The sequence below is a fragment of the Paenarthrobacter sp. genome, assembly GCF_031180005.1.
In the GTDB taxonomy this organism is placed as follows: Bacteria; Actinomycetota; Actinomycetes; order Actinomycetales; family Micrococcaceae; genus Arthrobacter.
This window is the reverse complement of sequence record NZ_JAPSHI010000011.1, coordinates 64,047-87,178: the sequence shown is the minus strand read 5'-3', so window position 1 is coordinate 87,178 and position 23,132 is coordinate 64,047. Positions and strand designations below refer to the sequence as shown.

The following is a 23,132-nucleotide window of genomic DNA, read 5'->3' as shown; positions in this document are numbered from 1 at the left end:
TCCTCCTGGCTGTTCGGTTAATACCCGTTCCGCCAGCCTTGATATCCTGCAGGAAGGAAATTTCCAGCGGTTAACGGCCACACGGCGTTCCGGGTTGGTTCTAGCTGTCAAGTCTAGCCGCAAACCTGGGTCCGCCCGTTGCCGCCCGCTCCCTATGCAAGGAGACCCTGTGGCGCATCAGCAGCAGACGGCGGCTTCAGCTATGCCGTCCGCCCGCCAAGGGCAGGAACTGCGCCCGCGAAAGCGTCTTCGGGCCTCGGATGTCTTCCGAAAAATCAGCCAGATCCTGGGCGAACTGCTGATTACCGCGGGCATCGTTCTTCTGCTCTTTGTGGGCTGGGAGCTGTGGTGGACCAACGTTCAAGCGGACGCAAAGCAGACTGAGGCGGTTAAGAGTTTCGCGCAGGAATTCTCCGGCCCCGTAACTCCGGCAGCACCTGCCGCACCTGTGGATTACGGACCGCCTGTGGTTGCGCCGGCGCCGGCATACGCCGGAATGATCGGGATTATGTACATCCCCCGCTTCGGTCCCGACTACACGCGTCCTATCATCGAAGGCACCGGTTCGGACGTCCTGGACACCCTGGGACTCGGACACTACGGAAGCACCTCCATGCCCGGCGCTCCGGGGAACTTCGCAGTAGCCGGCCACCGCCAAACCCACGGCGCGGTACTGGACAACATTCACACCTTGGTTCCCGGGGACAAGATCTATATCCAGACGGCCGACGGCTACTACACCTACGTCTTCCGCAATAACCAGATTGTCCTCCCGGACCGCACGGACGTCTTGATGCCCGTTCCCACCGAACCGGGAGTCCAGCCCACGGAAAGTATCCTCACCATGACGAGTTGCAACCCGCGGTTTGGGGCACAGGAACGCATCATCGCTTACTCAATGCTGGATAGTTGGCAACCTGCCTCAGCCGGACCGCCGTCGGAAATCGCCGCCCAAGTAGCCCGGGCACACGGAAAGGGGTAACGGATGTACGCATGGATCTTCCGTAATTTGCCAGGCCCCCTGTGGGTGCGGATTCTGACATCCTTGGTACTAGTGGGCGTAGCCCTGGTACTGATGGTCGAGTTCCTCTTCCCGTGGTTCTCCCAATTCACCACTTTGACCGACTCAACGATTGGTTTAGTGCAGCAGCCATGAGCACAACAAAAATCCTTGTAGTGGATAACTACGACAGCTTCGTCTACACGCTGGTGGGATACCTCCAGGAACTCGGCGCGGAGACAACGGTGGTCCGCAACGACGACGTGACGCTTGCCGAGGCCACCGAGCTCGCAGCAAGCCGCGACGGCGTCCTCGTCTCCCCGGGGCCTGGCACCCCTGCCGAAGCGGGCGTTTGCATCGAACTCATCAAGTGGTGTGGCGAGGCCGCCAAGCCTATGTTCGGTGTCTGCTTGGGACATCAGGCACTCGCAGAGGCTTATGGCGGAGTTGTCACTCACGCGCCGGAACTTATGCACGGCAAGACTTCCCCCGTCAGTCACGAAGGCAAGAGCGTTTTCGCCGGCCTGCCCTCGCCTGTCACGGCAACGCGCTACCACTCACTCGCGGCTGTACGCGACTCCATCCCGGACGTCCTGGAAATCACCGCCGAGACCACCAACGGCGTGGTGATGGGCCTGCAGCACAAGACCGCTCCCCTATGCGGGGTGCAGTTCCACCCGGAATCGGTGCTCACCGAAGGCGGATACCAGATGCTGGGTAACTGGTTGGAGTCCCTGGGCATGACCGGGGCAGCCGAACGTGCATCGAAGCTGAGCCCGCTGATCAAGCAGTAAATAACCCAAAGACCGTCTGTCGCGGGCCGGTGACCGGAAGCGTGCGTCAAAGCGACGAAGGAGCAGCACGCAGAGGTCGGCGGACGCGACAGACGCAGAAGCCCCCTTACTTCTTGGTGGGTGTGGGCTTCGGCGTCGCCTTCTCGGTTTCCGTAGGGGTTGGCGTCGGAGTGGGTGTGGGCGGTGGAGCCGGGGCCTTGGCCACCGTAACAGTCACCATCTTGCCTTGGGCTACCTCCGTGTTGAAGGCATCGCTTTGAGCTGTGACTACGCCCGCCGGCACTTGAGAGTTCTCTTGCTCCACCACTGACATGGTCAGGCCATTGGCTTTGAGCGCCGCTTCGGCTTCAGCCAAGGGCAACGCGATCAGCTGGGGCACGAGGACCTTGCCCGTGGAAACTTGCAGCTCCACCTTGCTGTCCACGGCGATGGCGCCGCCCGGCGCGGGAGCCGTGCTGATTACTACGTTTGCGGGGACGGTGGGACTGTGGGTCAGGGTGGTCACGATGTTGCCGGTGATGCCGAGCCTGCGCAAGGCTTCGCGCGCGTCCGGTTCAGTGCGACCCACGATGTCCGCCGGGATGGTCACTGAGCTGGGTCCGCTGGAAACCTTCAGGATCACTTCAGCATCCTGTTCCAACATGACACCAGCAATCGGCGTCGTGCCGATTGCCATATCCTTGGCCACGCTGTCGCTGGGCTCACGCACGGATTTGGGCTTCAGCTTGGCTGTGAAGAGTTCCTGGATCGCTTGGCTTTCGGACATGTTGGTCACTGGCGGTACGGCTATTTTTGCCGGTGGCGGGGGTTGCATGTTCATGAGGCTGTAAAGCCAGAAGCCACCGCCAGCCAGCACCAGAATCGTGAAAATCACCAAGGTGGCAACCCAGGCACGACGGCGGGACTTCTGGCGCGCCGGCAGCTCACGTTCGGGTGGGAGGCCCAAGGGAAGAGGCTCTTCCTGGGGCTGATCAACTGGCTCGTCCTTGAACTGACCTGCATCGAGGAAGCCCACGGCGGTGGTGCTCAAAAGCTCTGTTGCCGGGTCTTCGGGTTCCACGAGGTCGTTGGGGTCCGTGGGGGCCTCACTCGCCGCCACCGCAGGTACAGGAATGCCGTTGCTGGCTGCGCGCAGGGCACGGCGGAAGGCGGCAGCGTCCTGGAATCGATCTGTCCGGCTCTTCTGAAGGGCCTTTACCAGGACTGAATCCAGGGCTTCGGTGACTTCCGGGTTGTGGGCACTGGGCAGGTCCGGGGTCTCGCGGACGTGCTGGTAGGCGACTGATACCGGGCTGTCGCCGATGAACGGGGGCCTGCTGGTCAGCAGTTCGAAAAGGAGGCAACCGGCGGAGTAGAGGTCACTACGCGCATCCACCGTTTCACCACGGGCCTGCTCCGGTGAAAGGTATTGCGCAGTTCCCACTACGGCTTGTGTTTGCGTCATGGTCGCGGCGGAATCGGCCATGGCACGCGCGATGCCGAAGTCCATGACCTTCACATCGCCGGTGTCGGCACAGACCATCACATTGGCTGGCTTGATGTCGCGGTGGACGATGCCTGCGCGGTGGCTGTACTCGAGAGCGCCAAGGACGCCCAAAGTGAAACCGATGGAGTCATCGACCCCAAGCTCATTCGCCTTGATCATGTCGCGAAGGGTGCGTCCCGCCACGTACTCCATGACGATGTAAGGAACCCGGACGTCCTCGCCGGGCCCTCCCGGAACCGAATATTCTCCGGTATCGAAGATGGCCACGATGGAGGGATGGTTCAACGCAGCTACAGCCTGGGCTTCGCGTTTGAAACGGGCCTGGAACTGGGGATCCCGGGCGAGGTCCGCGCGCAGCACCTTCACGGCAATGGTCCGTCCCAGCAGGGTGTCGGTGCCGCGGTAGACGTCCGCCATGCCGCCACGACCGATCAGCTCGCCTAGTTCATAGCGGGAATTGAGGATGCGCTGGGAGGACACAGGTGTGCTCTCCTCTCGATGCGCAGGACCTGGGCGTGACGTTGACATGGCGGTTTACTTAGTCGCTCGGGCTGCCGGTGGGGGTGGCGGTCGGTGATCCGGGATCGACCGGAACCAGTGCCCTGGACAGGTAGTAAGTGACTGTTGACCCGGCAGGGACCTGGGTGCCGGCTGCCGGTGAAGAACGGACGAAGGTTCCCGGCTGCTGGCCGATGGCACCATTGACGGGTTCTCCTGCAACCCACAAAAGACCGGCTCCTTCGATGGCCTGCTGAATCCGCGCCTCATCCACTCCGACTCCGATAGTGGGTACAGCGACCAACTGGGGGCCCTTTGAGTAGGTGACGGTGATGGTTTCGCCAGGGTCACGAGGTCCGGTGGGATTCAGAGTCGTCACAATTCCTGCCTCAGCTGTGTCGTCGAAGACCTCCTGGCCGTCGACTCCGAAGCCCAATGCACGAAGTTGCGCGCTGACTGTCTCGAACTGTTGACCCACGTACTCCTCGGGGATGATGTTGATCTTCTGGGGAACCGACTGCGTGGGCTGCGGCGCCTCAGAGGTCTCCGTGGGTCGTGGCGATGGCGTAGCTGAGGTGGAAGTAGGACTCGCGCTCCGGCTGGGGCTCGTGGTGGTTGATTCAGTGGGTGCGGGGCTCGGCGAGAAGAAACCCGACTGCGAAATCAGGAAACCAACCAAGGCAAACAGGACCAGCAGGATCAGGGCAACAAGGGGCCAGGTCCACGGGCTGCGTTTCTTGCGTTCCGGCTCAGGATCGTCGAAGTTATCTTCTTCGGTGTAGACCACTTCTCCGTCGTCGTCATTGAGCTGACGCTCGGCCTCGAGTGCGTTTGCACGCGTCAGGGGGTTATCAGAAGACGCGGCGGCCGCCCCAAGAGCAGCTCCCGCAGCCCCGGCGCCGAGCACCGGCAGTGCGGACGTCGCCGTCGTCGACTGTTCCTTGCCGTAAGGCGAGGTGACGACGCCGGTGGGTGCTGTTGCGGTGTCGACCGGCGCCGTGATGGGGCCGGTATTGGATTCAAACAACAGCATGCCGGGCACGGCGGCGTGCGCCGTGGCGATATCGCCGTTGCGGATGGCTTCCGCGGCCTCGGCCAGCTTAATGGCGTTGGCCGGGCGGTTCTTGGGGTCTTTGGCCAGCATGGACATCAGCAGTGCCCGCACGGGGGTGGGCAGCGTCTCAGGAAGGGGCGGCGGTGCGTCATTCACCTGGGCCAGGGCAATGGCAATCTGGGATTCACCGGAGAACGGACGGTGGCCGGTGAGGCACTCGTAGCCGATGACGCCGAGCGAATAGATGTCCGAAGAACCCGTTGCGGTCTGGCCAGTTGCTTGCTCAGGAGCCAGATACTGGGCGGTGCCCATGACCTGCCCGGTCTGTGTGAGCGGTACTTGGTCTGCCAACCTGGCAATGCCGAAGTCGGTGACTTTGACGCGGTTGTCAGGCGTGATCAGCAGGTTGCCCGGCTTGATGTCGCGGTGGACGAGGCCCTGAGCGTGCGCAACGGCCAAGGCACGTGCGGTCTGCGAGATGATGGAGAGCGTCATGTCCGGAGAGAGCACCTGCTCACGTTCGAGGATGCCGCTCAACGGGTGTCCGGGCACGAGCTCCATGACCAGGTAGGCCGAACCGGCTTCCTCGCCGTAATCGAAAACGTTGGCGATGCCCACGTGGTTGAGAAGGGCGGTGTGACGCGCCTCGGCACGAAAGCGCTGAAGGAACCCGGGGTCACCCGTGTATTCCTCCTTGAGCACCTTGATGGCAACGATCCGGCCGAGGATCTGGTCCTTGGCCTTCCAGACCTCGCCCATGCCGCCAATCGCAATGCGACTGGTCAGCTGGAACCTGCCGCCGAGTGTGATTCCCGAAGTAGGCCTCACTTATTCAACACCGCCTCAAAAATCTTCTTTGCGTTCGGACTGGTTAGCTGGGCCCCGGTTTGCACGTCCACACTCTCCATGACAATGGTGACGGCTACTTGCGGGTCGTTTGCCGGGGCGAACCCGGTAAACCATGAGTTGTTCAAACCTGAATCACCGAGTTCGGCCGTGCCGGTTTTGCCGGCTACCTTGACCCCGGGAACGGCTGCTCCCCTGGCGATGCCGTTATCCACGGCGCTTGTCATCCACTCGGTGATCTGGCTCGCTATGGGCTGCGTGGTGCTGGTGCGGAGCGCCTCAGGCTTGGGTTCGTTGATGACGCGGAGATCGGGCGCACGGATGGCTCCAACCAAATTGGGCTTCATTTGCACGCCGCCGTTGGCGATTGCCGCCGTCATCAGGTTGATCTGGAGCGGTGTGGCCTTCACGTCGCGTTGACCCACCGATGACTGGGCCAACTGGGCCTGATCGAGGTCCTCCGGGAAGACACTGACGGCTTGCTGGAGCTTGAGCTGATCGCCAAATGTTTCGCCAAAGCCAAACTTCTGGGCTTGCTCCCGGATGGCATCCTGGCCAAGGTCCAATGCGATGCTGGCAAACGGAGTATTACACGACTGTTCCAGGGCAAAGGCGAAGGACGCTGTTTCGCGAACGTTGCAGTTACCGCCAGCGTAGTTGGGCAGGCTGGCGCTGCTACCTGGCAGGGGAAGGCTGCTGGGGTTCGGCAGTTCGCTGTCCTTGTTGTACTTGCCCGAGTTCAGCGCAGCCGCCGTATCAATGAGTTTAAAGACTGATCCGGGCGAGAGCAGGTTACCCGTAGGGCCGCTGACGTTCTGGTTCAGGTTGATGCCGGGAATCTGGTTCAGTTGAGCGTAGTTGGCCTCTGCCGTGGTGCGGTCATGTGAGGCAATCAAGTTGGGGTTATATGACGGCTTGGAAACCATCGCGAGGATGGCGCCGGTCTTGGGGTTGGTGACCACAATGGAACCGCGCTGCCCCTCAGGAATGAGGTCGAAAGCCAGTTGCTGGAGGGCAGGGTCCAGGGTCAGCTCCACTGATGCGCCCTTGGGCTCCTTGCCCAGGAACATCTGGCTCATGCGGTCCAGGAACAACTGATCGGAGTTTCCAGCCAAGGTTTCCCCCATTGACTGTTCCAGGCCGGTGGAACCAAAGAACTTGGAGAAGTATCCGGTGATGCCGGCATAGAGCTCCGGCTGGTTGTACTGACGCTGGAACGCACAGGATTCTGTTCCGGTGACTGACTCAGCTACAGGCTTTCCGCCCACAATGATGGAGCCACGTTCATTACAGAATGACGCCAGAACGGCGCGCTGGTTCCAAGGATTGGCGTTGAGGTCATCAGCGCCAATGACCTGAACGTAACTGATGGCGCCGAAGATCAACGCGAACATGGCGACGGCAGCCATCCAGCTACTGCGAATAGCCTGGTTCATTGTTGCTTCACCGCCTCTGTTGGTGCGCTTGGTGTCTGGCCTGTGGCCGGTTTACGTGTTCCCGGGGTGCTACTGCTTGCAGGGGGCTTGTTGACCATGGGTGTGGTGTCCACCGGGCCGCGGGCTGTATTGGAAATCATGAGCAGCAGGCCAACGATTATCCAGTTGGCCAGCAGTGAGGAACCACCAGCGGCAAGGAACGGAGTGGTGAGGCCCGTCAATGGGATGAGCCGGGTAACTCCGCCGATGACAACGAAGCACTGCAGGGCAATCGCAAAGGACAATCCGCAGGCGAGCAGTTTTCCGAACGCGTCGCGGGTTCCCAAGGCTGCACGAAAGCCGCGGGTGAAGAGCAACAGATAAAGCATCACCACGGCGAAGAGGCCAATCAGGCCCAGCTCCTCACCGATGAGGGCAACGATCATGTCGCTGTTGGCGAAGGGCACCAGATCCGGCCTGCCCTGGCCAAGGCCTGTGCCAACCAGTCCGCCATCGGCCATCCCGAACAAACCTTCTACGATCTGACCGCTACCTCCGGGGGACCTGCCGAACACCTCAGGCGTGAAGGCATTGATCCAGCTGTCGATGCGGAATGCAACGTGGGAGAAGATCTGGGAGGCAATGAAGCCGCCGCCCAGAATCAGCAGCAGTCCGATGACCACCCACGAGATCCGGCTTGTGGCCACGTAGATCATCACGATGAAGAGGCCGAAGAAGAGGATGGAGGATCCAAGGTCGCGCTGGAAGACGAGAACACCAATGCTCACAAGCCAGGCTGTAATCATGGGGCCAAGGTCCTTGAACCGCGGGAACTGCATGGGGCCAATCTTCCGGCCGGCCAACAGAATCAGGTCCCGGTTGGAGGATAGATACCCGGCAAAGAATATAGCGAGGGTGATCTTGGCGATTTCACCCGGCTGGAACGTCATGGGACCAACTCGAATCCACACGCGTGCACCCAGGATTTCGCCAGCGGAGATTCCCGGAATCAGGGGAAGGACTAGGAGGAAAGCACTCGCCGCCAAGGAAATATACGTAAAGCGGCGAAGGATGCGGTGATCCTTGAGGAACCAGATCACAGCAATCGAGACCGCCATGGCAATGAGTGTCCAGCGAAGCTGATTGTTGCCCGTATCGTCCGCAGGGCCGTCCATGCGGTGAATCAACGCAAGCCCGAGGCCATTGAGAGCTACAACGATCGGAAGTATTACTGGATCGGCATATTTTGCCCGGAGCCTGAGCACCACGTGGAAAGCAAAGGCTGCAACCGCAAGGAGGCTCGACTGGAACCAAAAGTCGCTATCCAGCCCGGATTCCGAGTTGATGCTCACCAACGCACTTGCGCCGATGCCGACGGCAAGGGCCAGGACGATGAGAACCAGCTCAATATTCCGGCGGGGCTTTGGTGCTATCTCAGTCTGGATCATTTGGCCGCCTCACAGGGAGTCGGGACGGGTGAAGGAGTGGGGCTGGCAACAGCAGCCGTGCTGGGTATGGGCACAGTGGCTGACGGGGTCGGCGTCGTCGTTGCCGAACCCGTGGGCGGGGTGCTCGGGCAGTTGGCTGAAGCGCTGCCAGTGTTCCTCAGGTTCTCCACAATGCCCTGTGCACTGTCGAGGTCACCCGCCGGAACTGTCTGGCGTACGCTCTGCTGGCCGTATTCCGGCAATGAATCCACCCTGATATCGGTAACGGCCTCAAGCCGGGAAAGCTGAATGGGTCCGAGCCTCTGAGAGATCCCGTTGAAGATGGCGACCCGCTGATCGTATTCGCCTACGTAATAGCGCGTCTGAGTCCAGGCATAGCCAAGCCACAGGCCAACTACCACGCCCAGCACAACGACGGCCGCGACAGCAGGCATCAGCCAACGCACACGGCGACGTGCCGGTTCTTCGATCTCAACTCGGTCTTGCTCAGCTTTATGCGTGAGGACCGTTGCTGCCCTGCGTGCGACGGTGCGGCCGGCGACGGTGGGAATGGAGCCCGTTTCAGCAGCCGTGGCTGCCGCGCCAACAAGTTCGTGGGGGCGACTGGCCAATTCCTCGCGTAGTACTTCAGCCGACAGATGTTCACCCAGATGGGGGTCGGTAGTGGTGGGAGGTTCTGTGGACTCGTCCGACAACGCAGTCTCGGGCTCGTCCTCTTCGTCACCCGGATTTCCCGCGCTGAACGATGAGCCAGCATCGGCATCCCGCGCGGCTTTAGCCTGGGACTCGGCTTTGGCACCTGCCGCTTTGTCCGCAGCCAGGTCATCGGCGGACTTGGTGGCCGTGACTGCCTCGGGCTCGTCAACCGCGGCAAGTGCCGCTGCCGGAACGACGTCGACGGCGGCCGTGTTGACGTCGTCGTCGGTCTCTTCCGCTATCTCCAGCATCACCACGGTGACGTTGTCCGGGGCGCCGGCTTCCAGCGTCAGATCTACCAGGATCTCAGCGCATTCGCGTAAGTCCTTGGTCTCGCGGACCATGCGCTCGACCACGTGGCCAGCCACATAATTGAGTCCGTCGGAGCACAGCAGCCAGCGTTCGCCAGGTTCGACGTCCAGGACGTCCAAGTCCAGCTCAGGGCTGGCATCGACGTCGCCAAGGACGCGCATGAGGACGTTTTTGTGCGGATGCGTCTCCGCTTCCTCCGGGCGTAGCCGGCCTTCGTCGATGAGGCGCTGCACGAACGTGTGGTCAATGCTGACCTGCTCAAACTTCTTATTACGCAGCCGATAGGCGCGGGAATCGCCAATGTGGGCGAAGTGAAGCTTGCGGCCCTCCAAGAGCAGTGCAGTGACCGTGGTGCCCATACCGGAAAGCTTGGGGTTCTGGTGGACAAGTTCGGAGAGCAGGGAATTTGCGGTTTGGATCTCGTCGGCCAGGACGGTGTCCGCACCCTCCGGATAATCGTCTTGATCAAGGTGGATCATGTCCAGGACCGTTGAAGCGGAAGCAACATCACCGCCAGCGTGACCGCCCATGCCATCGGCCACGACTGCAAGATGGCGGCCCACATAAGCGGAGTCGTCATTCTTGGAGCGGATCCGTCCGACGTCGGAACGCGCGGCGTAGCGCATGATGAGCGGGCGCTCCGCAGCCTTTTCCTGGCCCTTGGGGGTCTCGGGAGAGGCCATGGACTACGGCCTCAATTCAATGACCGTCTTGCCGATTCTCACGGGGACGCCAAGCTCAACCGGTAAAGCGCGGGTGAGCTGTTGATCGGCCAGATAGGTGCCGTTCGTGGAGCCGAGGTCTTCGATAAACCAGCGACTGCCCTGCGGAAACAGGCGTGCGTGCCGCCCGGAAGCGTAATCATCTTCCAGGACAAGCGTGGCCTCCTGTGCGCGGCCGAGCAGGATTGGGCTGGCGGCCAGGGGAACCGTGGTGCCCTTGAGGGGGCCCTCCGTGACTACTAGTGTGCGCGCATGCTGGATTGCCGGCGGCGGAGAAGCTGCGAGCTCAGGATGTTTGCGGACTTCGCGTGCGGTGGGAACGCCAGTGACGGCCTTGCGGCCAATCTGGAAGTCGCGGCGCATGGTGGTCACAATGCTGAAAATCAGGACCCACAACAAAAGGAGGAACCCGAAGCGAAGCGCTGTGATGGTCAGTTCGCTGATGTCGTTCACGCGTGGCCACCCGTGGTTTGGGGGAGGAGGCGGAAAATGATCTTGGTACGTCCCATCGTGATGGTTGAGCCGTCTGTAAGCTCCACGCTGCCGTTCACTTTATGCCCGTTGACGTAACTGCCATTAGTGGAGCCGAGGTCAACGGCCCAGGTGCCGCCATTCTCCGTGCGGACCTCAAGGTGTTTCCGTGAGACACCCGTGTCATCGACAAGGATGTCGGCTTCGGATGAGCGGCCCAGCACCACGGAGTGGGCGTTGAGGGAATACCGCTGGCCACCAATGTCAAGCACGGGCTGGAGGCGAGTGGGTTGCCGTGCCGGAGCAGCAGGAACATGGGCGCGGGGAGCTTGTGGAGCAGGAGCCGCGTTATCGGATGATTTCTCGGTCCGGGAATTGATTTCGAAATGTCCTGCGCGTTCTTCGTCATTGCGCCGGAACGAGATGCGGACCGCGCCTTGGAGTGTGTAGCCCTGGCTGCGGACATGCTGGATAACGACGTCGCACAGTTCCTCGGCGAGCGGTGTTCCCCATTCCTGAGCCCGGGCGAAGTCTTCATCGCTGAGGAGGACATCGAAAACATTGGGAGCGAGCGTCCGCCCGGCCGCGATGGTGATGGACTTGTTGTCCAACTCGCGCCTCAGCTTGCTTGCGATCTCCACTGGCTCAACACGTGCCCGCGACCCCGTGGAGAAGACGTTGCGGACGGCCTTTTCAATGCCGCGCTCGACTTTGTCCAGCAAACCCATGGTCCTTCTCCTTTCCTTGCCGCGGCACCCGCGGTGCCTGGTCGATAGTCCGCCTATTGCGCCGTCTGCGCACACGGCGAAGTACGCGCCTGACGGCCCTTCCACTCCCCGATACTACTGGGACTGACTGGGAATGGCCTTAATCCACAACGCCTTACGACCCGGAAAAGTTCATTCCCGGCCCTTGCTGGCGCGGGAGGCGGGGATTGAAATTTTCCTTCGGTTCAGCTGTTGCTGGGGTCCTCTCGGGCTGCTCGGGGGCTCTAGCCACCGGCCGATTGGTGTTTTGCTCCGGATGTCCGTTATGCTTGATCTCGCTGCTTTTGAAGGAAACGAAGCTGGGAGACCAGCCAAAGTCCGGAAAAAGAAGTTGCGCGCGAGTGGCGGAACGGCAGACGCGCTGGCTTCAGGTGCCAGTATCCGAAAGGGTGTGGGGGTTCAAATCCCCCCTCGCGCACGCAATATGAAGAGCCCCGGTCTTAGGACCGGGGCTCTTTTGCTGTCCCTGCACCCAAGTAGGTCGCAGTTGAGGTCGTTCCCAGCACTGGGAACGACCTCAAATGCGACCTACTTGGGACGGGCGGAAGGTCAGTTGCCCGTGGAACCCGTGAACCGGCGTCGTGAGTTGCTCAGGTGCAGGCGCATGGCGGCCGCGGCGGCCACTGGGTCGCCCTCTGCGATTGCTGCGTATATAGAGGAGTGTTCGTGGACCACTTGCTCGAAGCGTGCACGGGAATCTTGCTCGTCGGCTGAAACGAGGCGGGGTCGGGGCATGGTGATCATGGTTTGGCCCAGGGCGGAGATGCAGTCCGTATAGAAGGGGTTGCCGCTGGCCGCCGCGACTGCCCGGTGGAACTCGAAATCGGCCTTCATTGAATGAGCCGGGTGGCCTGAGCTCGCAATGAACTGCTCCAAGGCGCCGTGCGTAGCCTTCAGCTGGTGTTCTGTGTGGTTCCGGGCGGCAAGTGCTGCGGCTTCGGTCTCGACGCCGATCCGGAAGTCGAGCATTTGCAGCCGCTCTTCCATGCTGCCAACGGCCCGCGTTCCTGGTGCAGGAGTGGGGCCGTCCGCGGGCGGGGTCAGCGCGAAGCTGCCCCGCCCTCGTTCGGTCTCCACGAGTCCCTCGGCTTGCAAGCGGGTGAGGGCGGAACGGACGACGGTCCGGCTCACACCGAACTCACTGATGAGGGTGTTTTCGCTGGGGAGCTTCTCGCCTGGCTGGATGACGCCGTCGACGATGCGGTTGCGAAGGTCGGCGGCGAGATCCGCGGTCAGGTTTCGGCTCATGGGTTCAAGATTACGCGCCGAATTCCACGGACTCGGTGGTCCAGGCGCGGGCCTGCTCGCTCAGCGTAACGCCGAGTCCGGGGCGGTCGGGAACGATCATGCGGCCATTCTTGGTTTCCAGACGCTCCTCGAACAGCGGGTCCAGCCAGTCAAAGTGCTCCACCCAAGGCTCGCGCGGGTAGGCGGCGGCCAGGTGGAGGTGGATTTCCATGGCGAAGTGCGGGGCCAGGCCCAAGCCTCTTTCATCCGCCAACGCCGCAAGCCGCAGGAACTGGGTGATGCCACCAACGCGAGGTGCGTCCGGCTGGATGATGTCGCAGCTGTTGGCGTTGATGAGTCCTTTGTGTTCGGCGACGGAGGCGAGCATCTCACCCGTCGCGATGGGCGTATCCAGGACCTGGGCCAAGTGCGCGTGGCCTTCGAAGTCGTAGGCATCCAGGGGTTCTTCGATCCAGATCAGGTTGAATTCCTCGAGCTGGCGGCCCATGCGCAGCGCAGTTGCCCGGTCCCACTGCTGGTTGGCATCCACCATGAGCGGGACGTCCCAGCCGATGTGCTCGCGGACTCCGGCCACGCGGCGGAGGTCTTCCCTGGAATCCGGCAGGCCCACCTTGATTTTGATGCCGCCGATGCCATCGTTGATGGATTGTGTGGCGCGTTCCTTAACCTCGTCCAGTGTGGCGTTGAGGAAGCCGCCGGAGGTGTTGTAGGTCTGCACTGAGTCGCGGTAGGAGCCCAGCAGTTTGGCCAGGGGGAGTCCGGCACGCTTGGCTTTGAGGTCGTAGAGTGCGATGTCGATGGCGGCCAGTGCCTGAGTTGCCACGCCGGACCGGCCCACCGAGGCACCGGCCCAGAGGAGTTTGGTGTAGATCTTGCCAATATCGTTGGGGTCCTCGCCGATGATGCCCTCTGCGACTTCCTTGGCGTGGGCGTACTGCGCAGGCCCGCCGGCGCGCTTGGAGTAACTGAATCCGATGCCGCTGTGGCCCTGTTCCGTGGTGATCTCGGCGAAGAGGAACACCACCTCGGTCATAGGCTTCTGGCGGCCGGTGAAGACCTTGGCATCGCTGATCGGTACGGTGAGGGGCAAACGTGCCGTGGACAGTTTGACGTGGCGAATGAGATCTACGGTGCTCATGGTTCTCCTAGTGGGACGGCTTCCTTGCCTGTCACTTAGGATACAAGTTTAGGACTTGTGCTACAAGAGGGGTACTAGTGGCACGCGCCGAAGATCCGCCCGGTATGAGAGAGAATCCGATTCGTGAACAAGACGACAAAAATTGTAGGCGCGGCCCTAGGTGGAACGGCGGGCGGCGTTGCGCTGGCATTCCTCATCTGCGCGGCCACAGCAATCATTGCCATCTTCACTGACAACAGCGTCGTCTTGCTTGGTGTTTTCTCGGCCATCCCAGGTACGGAGAACGGAGCCATTTCGTTGGAATTTACACCCAACATGATCGGAATCGCGGTTGTTGTGGCGCTGTGTGGTGTGGGCAGCGGAGTCCTCGCCGCCAGGACTCCCGTAAGGAGTCTCCGGCTGTCGGGCGAAAAGGATGAAAGCTCCGGCCGAAAAATTTGGCGACGGAAATAGCCGGGCCACTGTGAAGAGCAGAAGATGTTCGTGACTCAGTCTTACCTGCGGACGAACCCAACTACCCCCGCAACGCCCCAAAACCAGTAATCAACGCCTCAAGCCCCAATTCAAATGCAACATCTGTCGGCCGCGCGTGCCTCTCCAGTGCCAACCGGTCCACGGCGGCCGTGAAGTTGGGGACCTGCCCGGCGAGGCTGCCGGCGTCGAAAATGTCCTCCGGCGCGGTGACGTCGTAAGCAGCCCCGAAGACGAACGCCTCCAAAGCGACGATTGCCGAGATGATCTTCTCTTCGGGGAACCCTGCATCGCGGAAGCCTGCCGTCACGGCCTCGTACATCGCCAATGTTTTGGGTGCATTTGCCACCGGAAGTACTGCAATGACGGGGATCAGCGGCGTATGCTCCGAGAATACGTCGCGGTAGGACCACGCCCAGCGACGCACTGCTACATCCCATGGCTCTACGCCGAAGGCGGAGACGTCCACCATCGCCGCGAGGTGGTCTTCCACCAGTAGCAACACGTCATCCTTGGAGGCTACGTGGTTGTACAGGGCAGACGGCGCGACGCCAAGGGATCGTGCCAGGGCCGCCATTGTGAGTCCGTTGTAACCCTTGTTGCTGATCAGCTCAAGCGCCGCCGTCGTGATGCCGTCCTGGTCGAGGATCGCCGCTGTCGGTCGACCGGCGCGGCGGCGCACGGAGCCAGCCGGGAGGGCGGAAGGGGTGGGCGTTGGTGCGGGCATCGGAGGCCTTTCTGCTGCCTGTGTCCCCAGCATTATTCCATCGGGCCTTCACACGGGGCGTCTCCGACGCTACTATGGAGATAAATGAATGGCATTCATTTATTGGTCAGCCACCACGGACGGCCACGGAGAGGACATCATGCAAAATCTTGATCGCGACGTTGTGATCGTCGGCGCCGGACCGTCAGGGCTGACGGCGGCACGCGAACTGAAGAAGGCCGGACTCAGCGTCGCTGTGCTCGAAGCACGCGACCGCGTGGGTGGCCGCACCTGGACCGACACCATCGACGGCGCCATGCTGGAGATCGGCGGCCAGTGGGTATCCCCGGACCAGACAGTGCTTATGGAGTTGCTGGACGAGCTCGGACTGAAAATGTACTCGCGCTACCGCGATGGCGAATCCGTGTACATCGGCGAAGACGGCAAGCGCACCCAGTACACAGGTGACACGTTCCCCGTGAACGAAACCACCAAGGCCGAGATGGACAAGCTCGTAGCAATCCTGGACGGACTTGCTGCCGAGATCGGCCCCACGGAGCCCTGGGCTCACCCCAAGGCGCGCGAGCTGGACACCATCTCCTTCCACCACTGGCTCCGCCAGAACTCCAACGATGAGGAAGCCTGCAATAACATCGGCCTCTTCATCGCCGGTGGCATGTTGACCAAGCCCGCCCACGCCTTCTCGGCACTGCAGGCAGTGCTCATGGCCGCATCGGCTGGCTCCTTCACTCACCTGACGGACGAAGACTTCATCCTGGACAAGCGCGTCATCGGCGGTATGCAGCAGGTTTCGCTGCTGCAGGCAGCAGAGTTGGGCGACGACGTCGTACTTAACAGCCCGGTGCGCACCATCAAATGGGACGACAATAACGTAACCGTCGTGTCGGAGAAGGTAACCGTCAATGCGCGCTACGTCATCATGGCCGTGCCGCCGAACCTCTACTCCCGCGTCTCGTTCGAACCTCCGCTGCCGCGCCGCCAGCACCAGATGCACCAGCACCAGTCGCTGGGCCTGGTCATCAAGGTCCACGCCGTCTACGACACGCCGTTCTGGCGCGAAGAAGGACTCTCCGGCACGGGCTTCAGCGCAGGCGCGCTGGTCCAGGAGGTCTACGACAACACCAACCACGGCGACACCCGCGGCACCTTGGTGGGTTTCGTATCCGACGAAAAGGCCGACGCCGTATTCGAGCTCAGCGCTGAAGACCGCAAGAAAGCCATCCTCGAGTCCATCGCCGGCTTCCTTGGCGACAAGGCACTCACCCCGGAGGTCTACTACGAGTCCGACTGGGGCTCCGAAGAATGGACCCGCGGCGCGTACGCATCCAGCTACGACCTCGGTGGCTTGCACCGCTACGGCAAGGACCAGCACGCGAACGTGGGACCGATCTACTGGTCCTCGTCCGACCTCGCGGCCGAGGGCTACCAGCACGTGGATGGCGCCGTCCGCATGGGCCAGTCAACTGCAGCCCGCATCGTCGAGGCCAACAAGTTGGCCGCGGTACCGGTCGCCTAAGGCAGTCAGCACCGCACCGGCAGGCTGGGGGAGCACCATTTCCCGGCCTGCCGGCTCCACTGTTTAAGACAAGAAAGGGACCACCATGCGCTACGTAGTGGGCTACACCGCCAACGCGAGGGGGCACGACGCCGTTCACCTTGCGGTCGCGCTGGCCAGGAACCACGATGCCAGTCTGGACCTGGTCCTGGTGATCCCGGAAGATTCGCCGTTCAACGCCGTCTACCCGCCTGAGACCGGCTACAACGACATCCTCAACGAGCAGGCGCAGCGTTGGCTGGATGAAGGCCTCGCACAGGTGCCAGCGGATGTCACCGCCCGCGCCCACATCCGGCGCGGTGACTCCGAAGCTCAGACACTGATCGAGGTTGCCGTGGAGATGGGCGCGGCGGCCTTGGTGATTGGTGCCACCACCGGCGGCCTGCTAAAGCGGTTCACCATCGGCTCCGTGGCGAGTGCGCTGCTCCATTCGTCGCCGGTTCCGGTAGCTCTGGCGCCACATGGTTACCAGCGCACGGAGCCGATCACACGCTTGAGCTGCGGTTTCGGGACGCGCCCGGGCGCTGATGAACTGCTCGACGTCGCGGTCGAGTCCGCGCGCGACCGGGGCCTTCCGTTGCGGCTCGTCTCGCTGTTGGCGCTCGACGGCGGTAACTCGCCCGGGTTGGCCGACGCCGCCTGGGTGCACGCGGCCGACAGGCTTGCCGCAGACCAGCTTGCCGCCGTCGGAGGTTCTGCTGCGGCCACGCCGGAACCTGAGATCGTGGTCGCTCAGGGGCGCACCATCGAAGAAGCCGTTGACCGACTCGACTGGGAAGACGGCGAAATTCTCCTGATCGGCTCCAGCCGCCTGGCCCAGCATCGGGTCACCTTCCTGGGCAGCACCGCCAACCGGATCCTGCGTGCCCTCCCCGTCCCAATGATCGTGGTCCCCCGCGACTACTCGCGACAAAGCTCCTAGCAATCGCCTGAGAGGCAAAACCCATGTCAACTGCACCAAAGACGGTCCAGTCGAAAGAAACATCATCGCTGAGTGAAAAGGGATTGAAAGCCGGATCGGTGGGCCTGATCGGCGCCGTCGTGATTGGTGTTTCCTGCATCGCACCCGCCTACACCCTTACAGCGGCGCTTGGCCCCACCGTGTCCGAGGTAGGCGTGCAACTGCCCGCCATCTTCCTGGTGGGCTTCATTCCGATGCTGCTGGTAGCGCTTGGCTACCGCGAGTTGAACAACGCAATGCCCGACGCCGGTACCTCCTTCACGTGGGCGACGCGCGCCTTTGGCCCGTGGATCGGTTGGATGGGTGGGTGGGGCCTGATCGCAGCAACCATCATTGTGTTGTCCAACCTGGCGGCCGTGGCGGTGGACTTCTTCTACCTGATGCTCGGCCAGATCTTCAGCAACCCTGAACTTGCGGACCTCAGCAAGATCCTGCCCCTGAACATCGCCACCACGCTGGTGTTCATTGCCCTGGCCTGCTGGATTTCGTACCGCGGCATGGAAACCACCAAAGGCGTGCAGTATGTCCTGGTGGCCTTCCAGTTGTTGGTGCTTGGCTGGTTCGCGGTGTCCGCATTCATTCACGTGGCAAACGGCACGGCGTTCGATGCCACCACCATTTCGCCCGACTGGTTCAACCCGTTCGCGGTGGATTCCTTCTCATCATTCGCGGCAGGTGTTTCCCTCTCGATCTTCATTTACTGGGGCTGGGACGTCACGCTCACCATGAACGAGGAGACCAAGAATCCCGAGAAGACTCCTGGCCGGGCAGCTACCGTGACCGTGCTGGTCATTGTGATCATCTACATGACCATCGCACTGGCAACCCTGTCCTTCGCGGGTGTCGGCGAGACCGGGCTGGGTGTGGGAAATCCGGAGAACCAGTCCAGCATCTTCGCCGTGTTGGCTGGCCCGGTGATGGGGCCGTTCGCGATCCTCATGTCGCTGGCCATCCTGAGCAGTTCGGCGGCGTCCCTGCAGTCGACGTTCGTTTCCCCGGCCCGAACCATGCTGGCCATGGGTCACTACCGTGCGCTTTCACCCAGGTTCGGCAAGATCAGCCCCACGTACAAGTCACCGAGCGTCGCCACCGTCGCAGCAGCCATCGCGGCCGCTGGCTTCTACGTGATCACCCGGACGGTGTCCGAAAACGCTCTGTGGGACACCATCACCGCCCTGGGCATGATGATCTGCTTCTACTACGGCATCACCGCTCTGGCCTGTGTGTGGTTCTTCCGTGCTGAGGCGTTCAGCAATGCGCGGAGCTTCTTCTTCAAGTTCCTGGCTCCGTTGCTTGGCGGCGTGATCCTGCTGGTGATGTTCGTGAAGACCGCCATGGACTCCATGGATCCGGAGTACGGCTCGGGTTCATCCGTAGGTGGCGTGGGCATGGTGTTCGTGTTGGGAATGGGCGTGATCCTGCTCGGCGTGGCGGTCATGTTGGTGATGTACCGGCTGCGTCCCGAGTTCTTCAAGGGCAAGGTTTTGTAGTTCTCTCCCTCTTTCGCCGAGGTGGCATCTAATGCCAATGTTGCTCGGTGGGATTGTCAGTAACTATCATCTCGGCGAGGGGACGGCGCCCGTTGGGACGCCCGCTGCCCGTTCGGCTGCTGTGAGGGCTTCAGCGAGACGTTCGACGGCGGCACGGTAGTCAGTTCCTGCTGTCACCCTGCAGTACTCCGCCTCCCGCATGGCTCGGGTCAGCGCCGCTGTTTCGGCTGTCCTGACGTCTGTCATGGCCGGAAAGTCAATGGTCTGTGCCGGATCGAGCTCGTATTGGCGCCACTTCTCCAGGATGCTTTCGTGGCGGGCAGCGTCGTCCGGGAAACCAGCACGACGGCGGGGCTCAGCTGCATGGATCCGCTCCACTTTGCGGATGCTAACCAGCGTTCCTGCCGCGGTGGCGACGCCGACGAAAACCATGATGAGTCCGGCCGGAGCCCATTGCACGGCAGGGACGAGGATGGCGGGCGCTATGACTACGAGCCCTCCGAACATGTCCCAGAAGAGCCCGTCCGGTTCCGGACCGCGGCCGTAGGTCAGTTTTCTGTGGAGGACATAGGTGGTTGCTGCGGTTGCGAGAACCAGAGCTACACCCCACAGGAGCATCATGGCGGGCATCGGACCACCTCCAGGCGAATTCGCTGCTATGAATTCAGTATGCGCCAGTGTCTGCTTGGGCGACACCTTCCACGGGACAATTCATCACCGCAGGCACAGGTGAATTGTCCGGATGCGGGTGTACTCTGCCGGGACACTGTCGGACCCCGGGCGTAGCCTTGGCAGCATGAGACTGAAAATGTGCAGCATCCACGTCAAGGACCCCGCAGCAGCCCACGTCTTCTATACAGAAACACTGGGTTTCGAGACCTTGATGGCCATGCCCGAGTACAACCTCTTCATCATCAAGGATCCCGGCGCGGACAACAGCAATTCGCCAGGGCTGCTGCTGGAGCCCAGCGACAACCCCATCGCCTCGAACTACATGAACGCCCTGCACGAGTCCGGCCTGGCCGCGATCACCTTCGGCGTGCCCGATGTCCAGGCTGAGTATGAGCGTTTGCTTGCCGCCGGCGTGAAGTTCCAAGGTGAGCCCTCAGAGGATCCCTCCGGCGTCAGTGCAGTTTTCGACGACGGTTGTGGCAACTTCATTCAGCTCCACCAGGATTAGCCGGGCCTAAATAGCTGTGGCCGGGACGCAGGTCCCGGCCACAGTTTGTGAAAACTACGCGTGATCGCGCTTGGAGGTCTTCGGAGCATCACGCTTTGCGGCGGCGTTGTCCCTTGCTTCCTTGGTGGCGGCCTTCTTGGCAGCTTCGTCCTTGACGCGCTGCGCCTCGGAGCGGACAGCAGCATGCGTGGCGCGCTCGGTGACCAGCCACTGCGGCGGAGCCTGCAGCAGTTCGGTGATTTCCGCCGTCGTAAGCGCATCCTCGACGCCACCGCGGGCGAGGCCGCTGATTGAGATGTTGAGCTTCTGCGCGACTACCGGGCGCGGGTGCGGGCCGTTGCGGCGCAGTTCGGCAAGCCATTCCGGCGGGTTGGCCTGAAGCTCCGCGAATTCCTCACGGGAGATGGACGAATCCTGGAACTCCTGAGGTGTTGCGGGCAGGTAGATGCCGAGTTTCTTGGCAACTGTTGCCGGCTTCATGGACTGGGAGTTCGAGGACGTCATGCTTCAAGGGTATCTGGCCGGTACTGTGAGTGTGTGCCAGACGCTGAAGATTCCGCCGAAACAACCGAACCCCTAGCCGGCCTCCGCTTCGCCTATGTTGCCGGTGTGACTCCTGGGAAATGGATCCGGCGGTGGGAAGAACGGATGCCCAACTTCCCCTTGCACTCGTTCATGTCCGATGACGACGCTCAGGTCTCAGTGCTGCGTGACGGTTCCGCTGACCTTAGCTTCGTTCGGTTGCCCGTGGACCGCGAAGGACTGAACGTTATCCCTTTGTATGAAGAGCAGCCTGTTGTGGTCGCTCCGAAGGGACACGAGATTTCGGTGTTTGAGGAAGTTGCCCTGGACGACCTCGCCGAGGAAAACTTCCTGGATATTGACGAGATGGGCGGCCCGGATATGGCCCTCCAAGTGGTGGCATCCGGTGCCGGACTTGCGATCCTGCCAATGTCCGTTGCGCGGCACTTGAATGTGAAGGACACGGTCATGCGTCGCCTGACCGGTGCTCCCGGGACGCAGATCGGCTTGGCCTGGCTGGTTGGTACCGACAGCCCGGTGATCGAAGAGTTCATTGGGATCGTGCGTGGGCGGACAGCTCAAAGCTCCCGCCAGCCTTCAGCGCAGCAGGAAAAGCCCAAGAAGGCGCCGAAGCCTGATCGTCGTGGCGGCGGCCCAAAGAAGCCCGCGGTGGCTCAGCGCTACGCCCCGAATCCGGACAAGGGCCGCGGCAAGGGTTCTCGCAAGAAGGGCAAACGCTGACTTATTCGCCGTGGATGGCGGTTTGCTGCTGCTCGGAACGGTTGAGGTAGGCAAGGAGCAAGTCCCCGGCACGCTCCAGCTCGCCCGCTTCCAAAGCTGAGCAGATGTGCTCGTTCTCCTTAAGCCAGTCGCTGTAGAAGTGGGCGTTCATGGTGGCTTTGTGGAAGTAGAGCCGCATCTCGGCCAGGATCTGCGCCATGATCGTGTTAAGCCGGTTGCTCTCGGCGAGGCCGACGATGGCACCGTGGAAATGTTGGTTGGCGCTGCCCAGGCCTTCATTGTCGTTTGCCACAGCCGCCCGCTTGCCCTCTTCGACGGCGGCCCTGACGGCGGCGATACGGTCCGGAGAACCACCCGCCCGAATAGAGCTGACTTCGATTGCCCGACGAACCGTGTAGACATCGTGGATGTCGCCTGCTTCAAGGGTGGCTACAAAAACACCTTTATTGGGCTGGCGGAGGAGCAGCCGCTCCCCGGCCAGCTCGGCGAATGCTTCGCGGACCGTGTTCCGGGAGACGCCCAGGTCCTCGGCAATGGTGGCTTCGGTCAGCTTGGCGCCCGGGACAAGGAAACCTTCGGCCAGTTGGTAGCGCAGTTCTTCGGCGACCCTCTCGGCTACCGACGGAACTTTCATCCGTACCCGGGCCCGCGCGCTATCAAGGCCAACTTGTTCGTTCTTTCCCTGATCTGCATTGGCCATGACACCAAAAGTACACGATTGCCGGAAATCCGGATCGCTGGATCGTTGAACAATCCAGCGAAATGGTGCATGCTGGATGTAACGCGCATCACGAGGCAGGAATCACATCATGACAATCATCGATTTGAACAGCGACGTCGGCGAGTCCTTCGGACGCTGGACGCTGGGCGATGACACAGCCATGTTCGAGTCAGTCTCCAGTGCAAACGTTGCTTGCGGCTTCCATGCCGGCGACCCCAGCGTCATCCGCAGCACCTGCGTAAAGGCGACCAAGGTCGGCGTCGTTATAGGCGCCCATGTTGGCTACCGCGACCTCGCCGGATTCGGACGCCGCTTCATGGACATTGACCCCATGGAACTGGCTGACGACGTGGTTTATCAGATCGGAGCGCTGCAGGCATTGGCCGGCACTACGGGAGCCAGAGTCCAGTACGTAAAACCCCACGGTGGTCTCTATAACGCGATCGTCAAGCACACAGCCCAGGCCCGTGCTGTGGTGGAGGCTGTGAAATCGGTGGACCCCAACCTTCCGATTCTTGGTCTGCCTGGCTCCGAAGTCCTGCGCCTCGCTGAGGAAGCCGGCCTTCGGGGCGTTTCTGAAGCATTCGCGGACCGTGCTTACAACCCGGACGGAACGCTCGTCTCGCGCTCCCAGGCGGGGGCCGTGTTGAACGATCCAGCCGAAGTAGTAGAGCACGTCCTGCGAATGGCCACTGACCAATCCGTCAGAACCATTGACGGTTCCATCCTAAAAATCCGTGCAGAGAGTATCTGCGTGCATGGTGACTCACCCGGGGCCGTCGCGATGGCCACCGCTGTGAAGTCTGCACTGAGCGACGCCGGCGTCGGAGTCGGCTCGTTCCTCTAGCCCGCCTGGGCTCCCCGCACCA

General features: G+C 61.8%; 22 protein-coding genes and 1 tRNA gene. 10 read left to right on the top strand and 13 right to left on the bottom strand.

The features are described 5' to 3' along the window. The first annotated feature begins 154 nt into the window (after window positions 1–154). Both RIF72_RS10305 and RIF72_RS10300 read left to right on the top strand, forming a co-directional pair. Window positions 155–982, top strand: a complete 828-nt coding sequence (locus RIF72_RS10305; RefSeq protein ID WP_309074720.1) for a class E sortase — start codon at window positions 155–157, stop codon at window positions 980–982. Window positions 983–1,152: 170 nt separating this feature from the next. Next, on the top strand, window positions 1,153–1,794 hold the full coding sequence (locus RIF72_RS10300) for an aminodeoxychorismate/anthranilate synthase component II (protein ID WP_017199771.1): 642 nt from the start codon (window positions 1,153–1,155) through the stop codon (window positions 1,792–1,794). A 106-nt stretch (window positions 1,795–1,900) separates the two neighbouring features. On the opposite strand, the gene pknB is transcribed toward RIF72_RS10300, so the two are convergent. From pknB to RIF72_RS10265, 7 genes are read right to left on the bottom strand one after another with little or no spacing between them, the layout of a single operon-like run. After that, on the bottom strand, window positions 1,901–3,808 hold the full coding sequence (gene pknB, locus RIF72_RS10295; RefSeq protein ID WP_309074719.1) for a Stk1 family PASTA domain-containing Ser/Thr kinase: 1,908 nt from the start codon (window positions 3,806–3,808) through the stop codon (window positions 1,901–1,903). Between the two features lie 10 nt (window positions 3,809–3,818). Beyond that, the gene (locus tag RIF72_RS10290; protein WP_309074718.1) at window positions 3,819–5,660 is read right to left on the bottom strand and encodes a protein kinase; all 1,842 of its coding nucleotides are present in this window, start codon (window positions 5,658–5,660) and stop codon (window positions 3,819–3,821) included. Further along, entirely contained in the window at window positions 5,657–7,114 is a 1,458-nt protein-coding gene (locus RIF72_RS10285) for a penicillin-binding transpeptidase domain-containing protein (protein ID WP_309074717.1), read from the bottom strand. Before RIF72_RS10285 ends, RIF72_RS10290 begins: the two co-directional genes overlap by 4 nt. Continuing rightward, a complete protein-coding gene (locus tag RIF72_RS10280) occupies window positions 7,111–8,541 on the bottom strand; it encodes an FtsW/RodA/SpoVE family cell cycle protein (RefSeq protein ID WP_309074716.1) in 1,431 nt (476 codons plus the stop codon). The genes RIF72_RS10285 and RIF72_RS10280 overlap by 4 nt, the downstream gene beginning before the upstream one ends. Continuing rightward, the gene (locus RIF72_RS10275; RefSeq protein ID WP_309074715.1) at window positions 8,538–10,232 is read right to left on the bottom strand and encodes a protein phosphatase 2C domain-containing protein; all 1,695 of its coding nucleotides are present in this window, start codon (window positions 10,230–10,232) and stop codon (window positions 8,538–8,540) included. The genes RIF72_RS10280 and RIF72_RS10275 overlap by 4 nt, the downstream gene beginning before the upstream one ends. Before the next feature lie 3 nt (window positions 10,233–10,235). Then, window positions 10,236–10,715 (bottom strand): FHA domain-containing protein, encoded by a 480-nt coding sequence (locus RIF72_RS10270; protein ID WP_024818875.1) that lies wholly within the window; start codon window positions 10,713–10,715, stop codon window positions 10,236–10,238. Window positions 10,716–10,720: 5 nt separating this feature from the next. Continuing rightward, window positions 10,721–11,470, bottom strand: a complete 750-nt coding sequence (locus RIF72_RS10265) for a DUF3662 and FHA domain-containing protein (RefSeq protein WP_309074714.1) — start codon at window positions 11,468–11,470, stop codon at window positions 10,721–10,723. Window positions 11,471–11,844: 374 nt separating this feature from the next. Between RIF72_RS10265 and RIF72_RS10260 the strand changes: the two genes are divergently transcribed. Continuing rightward, window positions 11,845–11,927 (top strand) — tRNA-Leu (locus RIF72_RS10260). A gap of 131 nt (window positions 11,928–12,058) precedes the next feature. On the opposite strand, the gene RIF72_RS10255 is transcribed toward RIF72_RS10260, so the two are convergent. Further along, window positions 12,059–12,757: a FadR/GntR family transcriptional regulator gene (locus RIF72_RS10255; protein WP_309074713.1), complete on the bottom strand. Its 699-nt coding sequence runs from the start codon at window positions 12,755–12,757 to the stop codon at window positions 12,059–12,061. A gap of 10 nt (window positions 12,758–12,767) precedes the next feature. Next, window positions 12,768–13,895 (bottom strand): mandelate racemase/muconate lactonizing enzyme family protein, encoded by a 1,128-nt coding sequence (locus tag RIF72_RS10250; RefSeq protein WP_309074712.1) that lies wholly within the window; start codon window positions 13,893–13,895, stop codon window positions 12,768–12,770. Window positions 13,896–14,018: 123 nt separating this feature from the next. Between RIF72_RS10250 and RIF72_RS10245 the strand changes: the two genes are divergently transcribed. Further along, the gene (locus RIF72_RS10245; RefSeq protein ID WP_309074711.1) at window positions 14,019–14,348 is read left to right on the top strand and encodes a hypothetical protein; all 330 of its coding nucleotides are present in this window, start codon (window positions 14,019–14,021) and stop codon (window positions 14,346–14,348) included. A gap of 61 nt (window positions 14,349–14,409) precedes the next feature. Here the strand turns inward: RIF72_RS10245 and RIF72_RS10240 are convergent, their stop codons facing one another. After that, complete coding sequence (locus RIF72_RS10240; RefSeq protein ID WP_309074710.1) at window positions 14,410–15,126, bottom strand: TetR/AcrR family transcriptional regulator; 717 nt, start codon at window positions 15,124–15,126, stop codon at window positions 14,410–14,412. A gap of 55 nt (window positions 15,127–15,181) precedes the next feature. Between RIF72_RS10240 and RIF72_RS10235 the strand changes: the two genes are divergently transcribed. The 3 genes from RIF72_RS10235 (at window position 15,182) to RIF72_RS10225 (ending at window position 19,099) form a co-directional block, all read left to right on the top strand. Beyond that, a complete protein-coding gene (locus tag RIF72_RS10235; RefSeq protein WP_309074709.1) occupies window positions 15,182–16,609 on the top strand; it encodes an NAD(P)/FAD-dependent oxidoreductase in 1,428 nt (475 codons plus the stop codon). Window positions 16,610–16,694: 85 nt separating this feature from the next. Beyond that, on the top strand, window positions 16,695–17,570 hold the full coding sequence (locus RIF72_RS10230; protein ID WP_309074708.1) for a universal stress protein: 876 nt from the start codon (window positions 16,695–16,697) through the stop codon (window positions 17,568–17,570). A 23-nt stretch (window positions 17,571–17,593) separates the two neighbouring features. Continuing rightward, window positions 17,594–19,099, top strand: a complete 1,506-nt coding sequence (locus RIF72_RS10225) for an APC family permease (protein WP_309074707.1) — start codon at window positions 17,594–17,596, stop codon at window positions 19,097–19,099. A 66-nt stretch (window positions 19,100–19,165) separates the two neighbouring features. On the opposite strand, the gene RIF72_RS10220 is transcribed toward RIF72_RS10225, so the two are convergent. Next, entirely contained in the window at window positions 19,166–19,729 is a 564-nt protein-coding gene (locus RIF72_RS10220; RefSeq protein ID WP_309074706.1) for a hypothetical protein, read from the bottom strand. Window positions 19,730–19,895: 166 nt separating this feature from the next. Between RIF72_RS10220 and RIF72_RS10215 the strand changes: the two genes are divergently transcribed. After that, the gene (locus RIF72_RS10215) at window positions 19,896–20,279 is read left to right on the top strand and encodes a VOC family protein (protein WP_309074705.1); all 384 of its coding nucleotides are present in this window, start codon (window positions 19,896–19,898) and stop codon (window positions 20,277–20,279) included. 54 nt (window positions 20,280–20,333) lie between these two features. Here the strand turns inward: RIF72_RS10215 and RIF72_RS10210 are convergent, their stop codons facing one another. Next, window positions 20,334–20,783, bottom strand: a complete 450-nt coding sequence (locus RIF72_RS10210) for a DUF5997 family protein (RefSeq protein WP_309074704.1) — start codon at window positions 20,781–20,783, stop codon at window positions 20,334–20,336. 33 nt (window positions 20,784–20,816) lie between these two features. Here RIF72_RS10210 and RIF72_RS10205 point away from each other — a divergent pair, with 33 nt between their 5' ends. Beyond that, window positions 20,817–21,542 carry a LysR family substrate-binding domain-containing protein gene (locus tag RIF72_RS10205; RefSeq protein WP_309074703.1) on the top strand — a complete coding sequence of 242 codons (726 nt, stop codon included), beginning with the start codon at window positions 20,817–20,819 and terminating at the stop codon, window positions 21,540–21,542. Between the two features lies 1 nt (window position 21,543). Here the strand turns inward: RIF72_RS10205 and RIF72_RS10200 are convergent, their stop codons facing one another. Beyond that, window positions 21,544–22,242, bottom strand: a complete 699-nt coding sequence (locus tag RIF72_RS10200) for a GntR family transcriptional regulator (RefSeq protein ID WP_309074702.1) — start codon at window positions 22,240–22,242, stop codon at window positions 21,544–21,546. Between the two features lie 109 nt (window positions 22,243–22,351). Between RIF72_RS10200 and RIF72_RS10195 the strand changes: the two genes are divergently transcribed. After that, on the top strand, window positions 22,352–23,110 hold the full coding sequence (locus RIF72_RS10195; RefSeq protein WP_309074701.1) for a 5-oxoprolinase subunit PxpA: 759 nt from the start codon (window positions 22,352–22,354) through the stop codon (window positions 23,108–23,110). Window positions 23,111–23,132: the final 22 nt, after the last annotated feature.

Excerpts from the sequence above, each read along its gene's own strand:
- RIF72_RS10215 (WP_309074705.1), top strand. The coding sequence starts at position 19,896 with ATGAGACTGAAAATGTGCAGCATCCACGTCAAGGACCCCGCAGCAGCC.
- RIF72_RS10305 (WP_309074720.1), top strand. The coding sequence starts at position 155 with ATGCAAGGAGACCCTGTGGCGCATCAGCAGCAGACGGCGGCTTCAGCT.
- RIF72_RS10280 (WP_309074716.1), bottom strand. The coding sequence starts at position 8,541 with ATGATCCAGACTGAGATAGCACCAAAGCCCCGCCGGAATATTGAGCTG.
- RIF72_RS10250 (WP_309074712.1), bottom strand. The coding sequence starts at position 13,895 with ATGAGCACCGTAGATCTCATTCGCCACGTCAAACTGTCCACGGCACGT.
- RIF72_RS10275 (WP_309074715.1), bottom strand. The coding sequence starts at position 10,232 with ATGGCCTCTCCCGAGACCCCCAAGGGCCAGGAAAAGGCTGCGGAGCGC.
- RIF72_RS10285 (WP_309074717.1), bottom strand. The coding sequence starts at position 7,114 with ATGAACCAGGCTATTCGCAGTAGCTGGATGGCTGCCGTCGCCATGTTC.
- RIF72_RS10225 (WP_309074707.1), top strand. The coding sequence starts at position 17,594 with ATGTCAACTGCACCAAAGACGGTCCAGTCGAAAGAAACATCATCGCTG.
- pknB (WP_309074719.1), bottom strand. The coding sequence starts at position 3,808 with ATGTCAACGTCACGCCCAGGTCCTGCGCATCGAGAGGAGAGCACACCT.
- RIF72_RS10220 (WP_309074706.1), bottom strand. The coding sequence starts at position 19,729 with ATGCCCGCCATGATGCTCCTGTGGGGTGTAGCTCTGGTTCTCGCAACC.
- RIF72_RS10265 (WP_309074714.1), bottom strand. The coding sequence starts at position 11,470 with ATGGGTTTGCTGGACAAAGTCGAGCGCGGCATTGAAAAGGCCGTCCGC.
- RIF72_RS10200 (WP_309074702.1), bottom strand. The coding sequence starts at position 22,242 with ATGGCCAATGCAGATCAGGGAAAGAACGAACAAGTTGGCCTTGATAGC.
- RIF72_RS10235 (WP_309074709.1), top strand. The coding sequence starts at position 15,182 with ATGGCATTCATTTATTGGTCAGCCACCACGGACGGCCACGGAGAGGAC.
- RIF72_RS10240 (WP_309074710.1), bottom strand. The coding sequence starts at position 15,126 with ATGCTGGGGACACAGGCAGCAGAAAGGCCTCCGATGCCCGCACCAACG.
- RIF72_RS10255 (WP_309074713.1), bottom strand. The coding sequence starts at position 12,757 with ATGAGCCGAAACCTGACCGCGGATCTCGCCGCCGACCTTCGCAACCGC.
- RIF72_RS10300 (WP_017199771.1), top strand. The coding sequence starts at position 1,153 with ATGAGCACAACAAAAATCCTTGTAGTGGATAACTACGACAGCTTCGTC.
- RIF72_RS10210 (WP_309074704.1), bottom strand. The coding sequence starts at position 20,783 with ATGACGTCCTCGAACTCCCAGTCCATGAAGCCGGCAACAGTTGCCAAG.
- RIF72_RS10195 (WP_309074701.1), top strand. The coding sequence starts at position 22,352 with ATGACAATCATCGATTTGAACAGCGACGTCGGCGAGTCCTTCGGACGC.
- RIF72_RS10230 (WP_309074708.1), top strand. The coding sequence starts at position 16,695 with ATGCGCTACGTAGTGGGCTACACCGCCAACGCGAGGGGGCACGACGCC.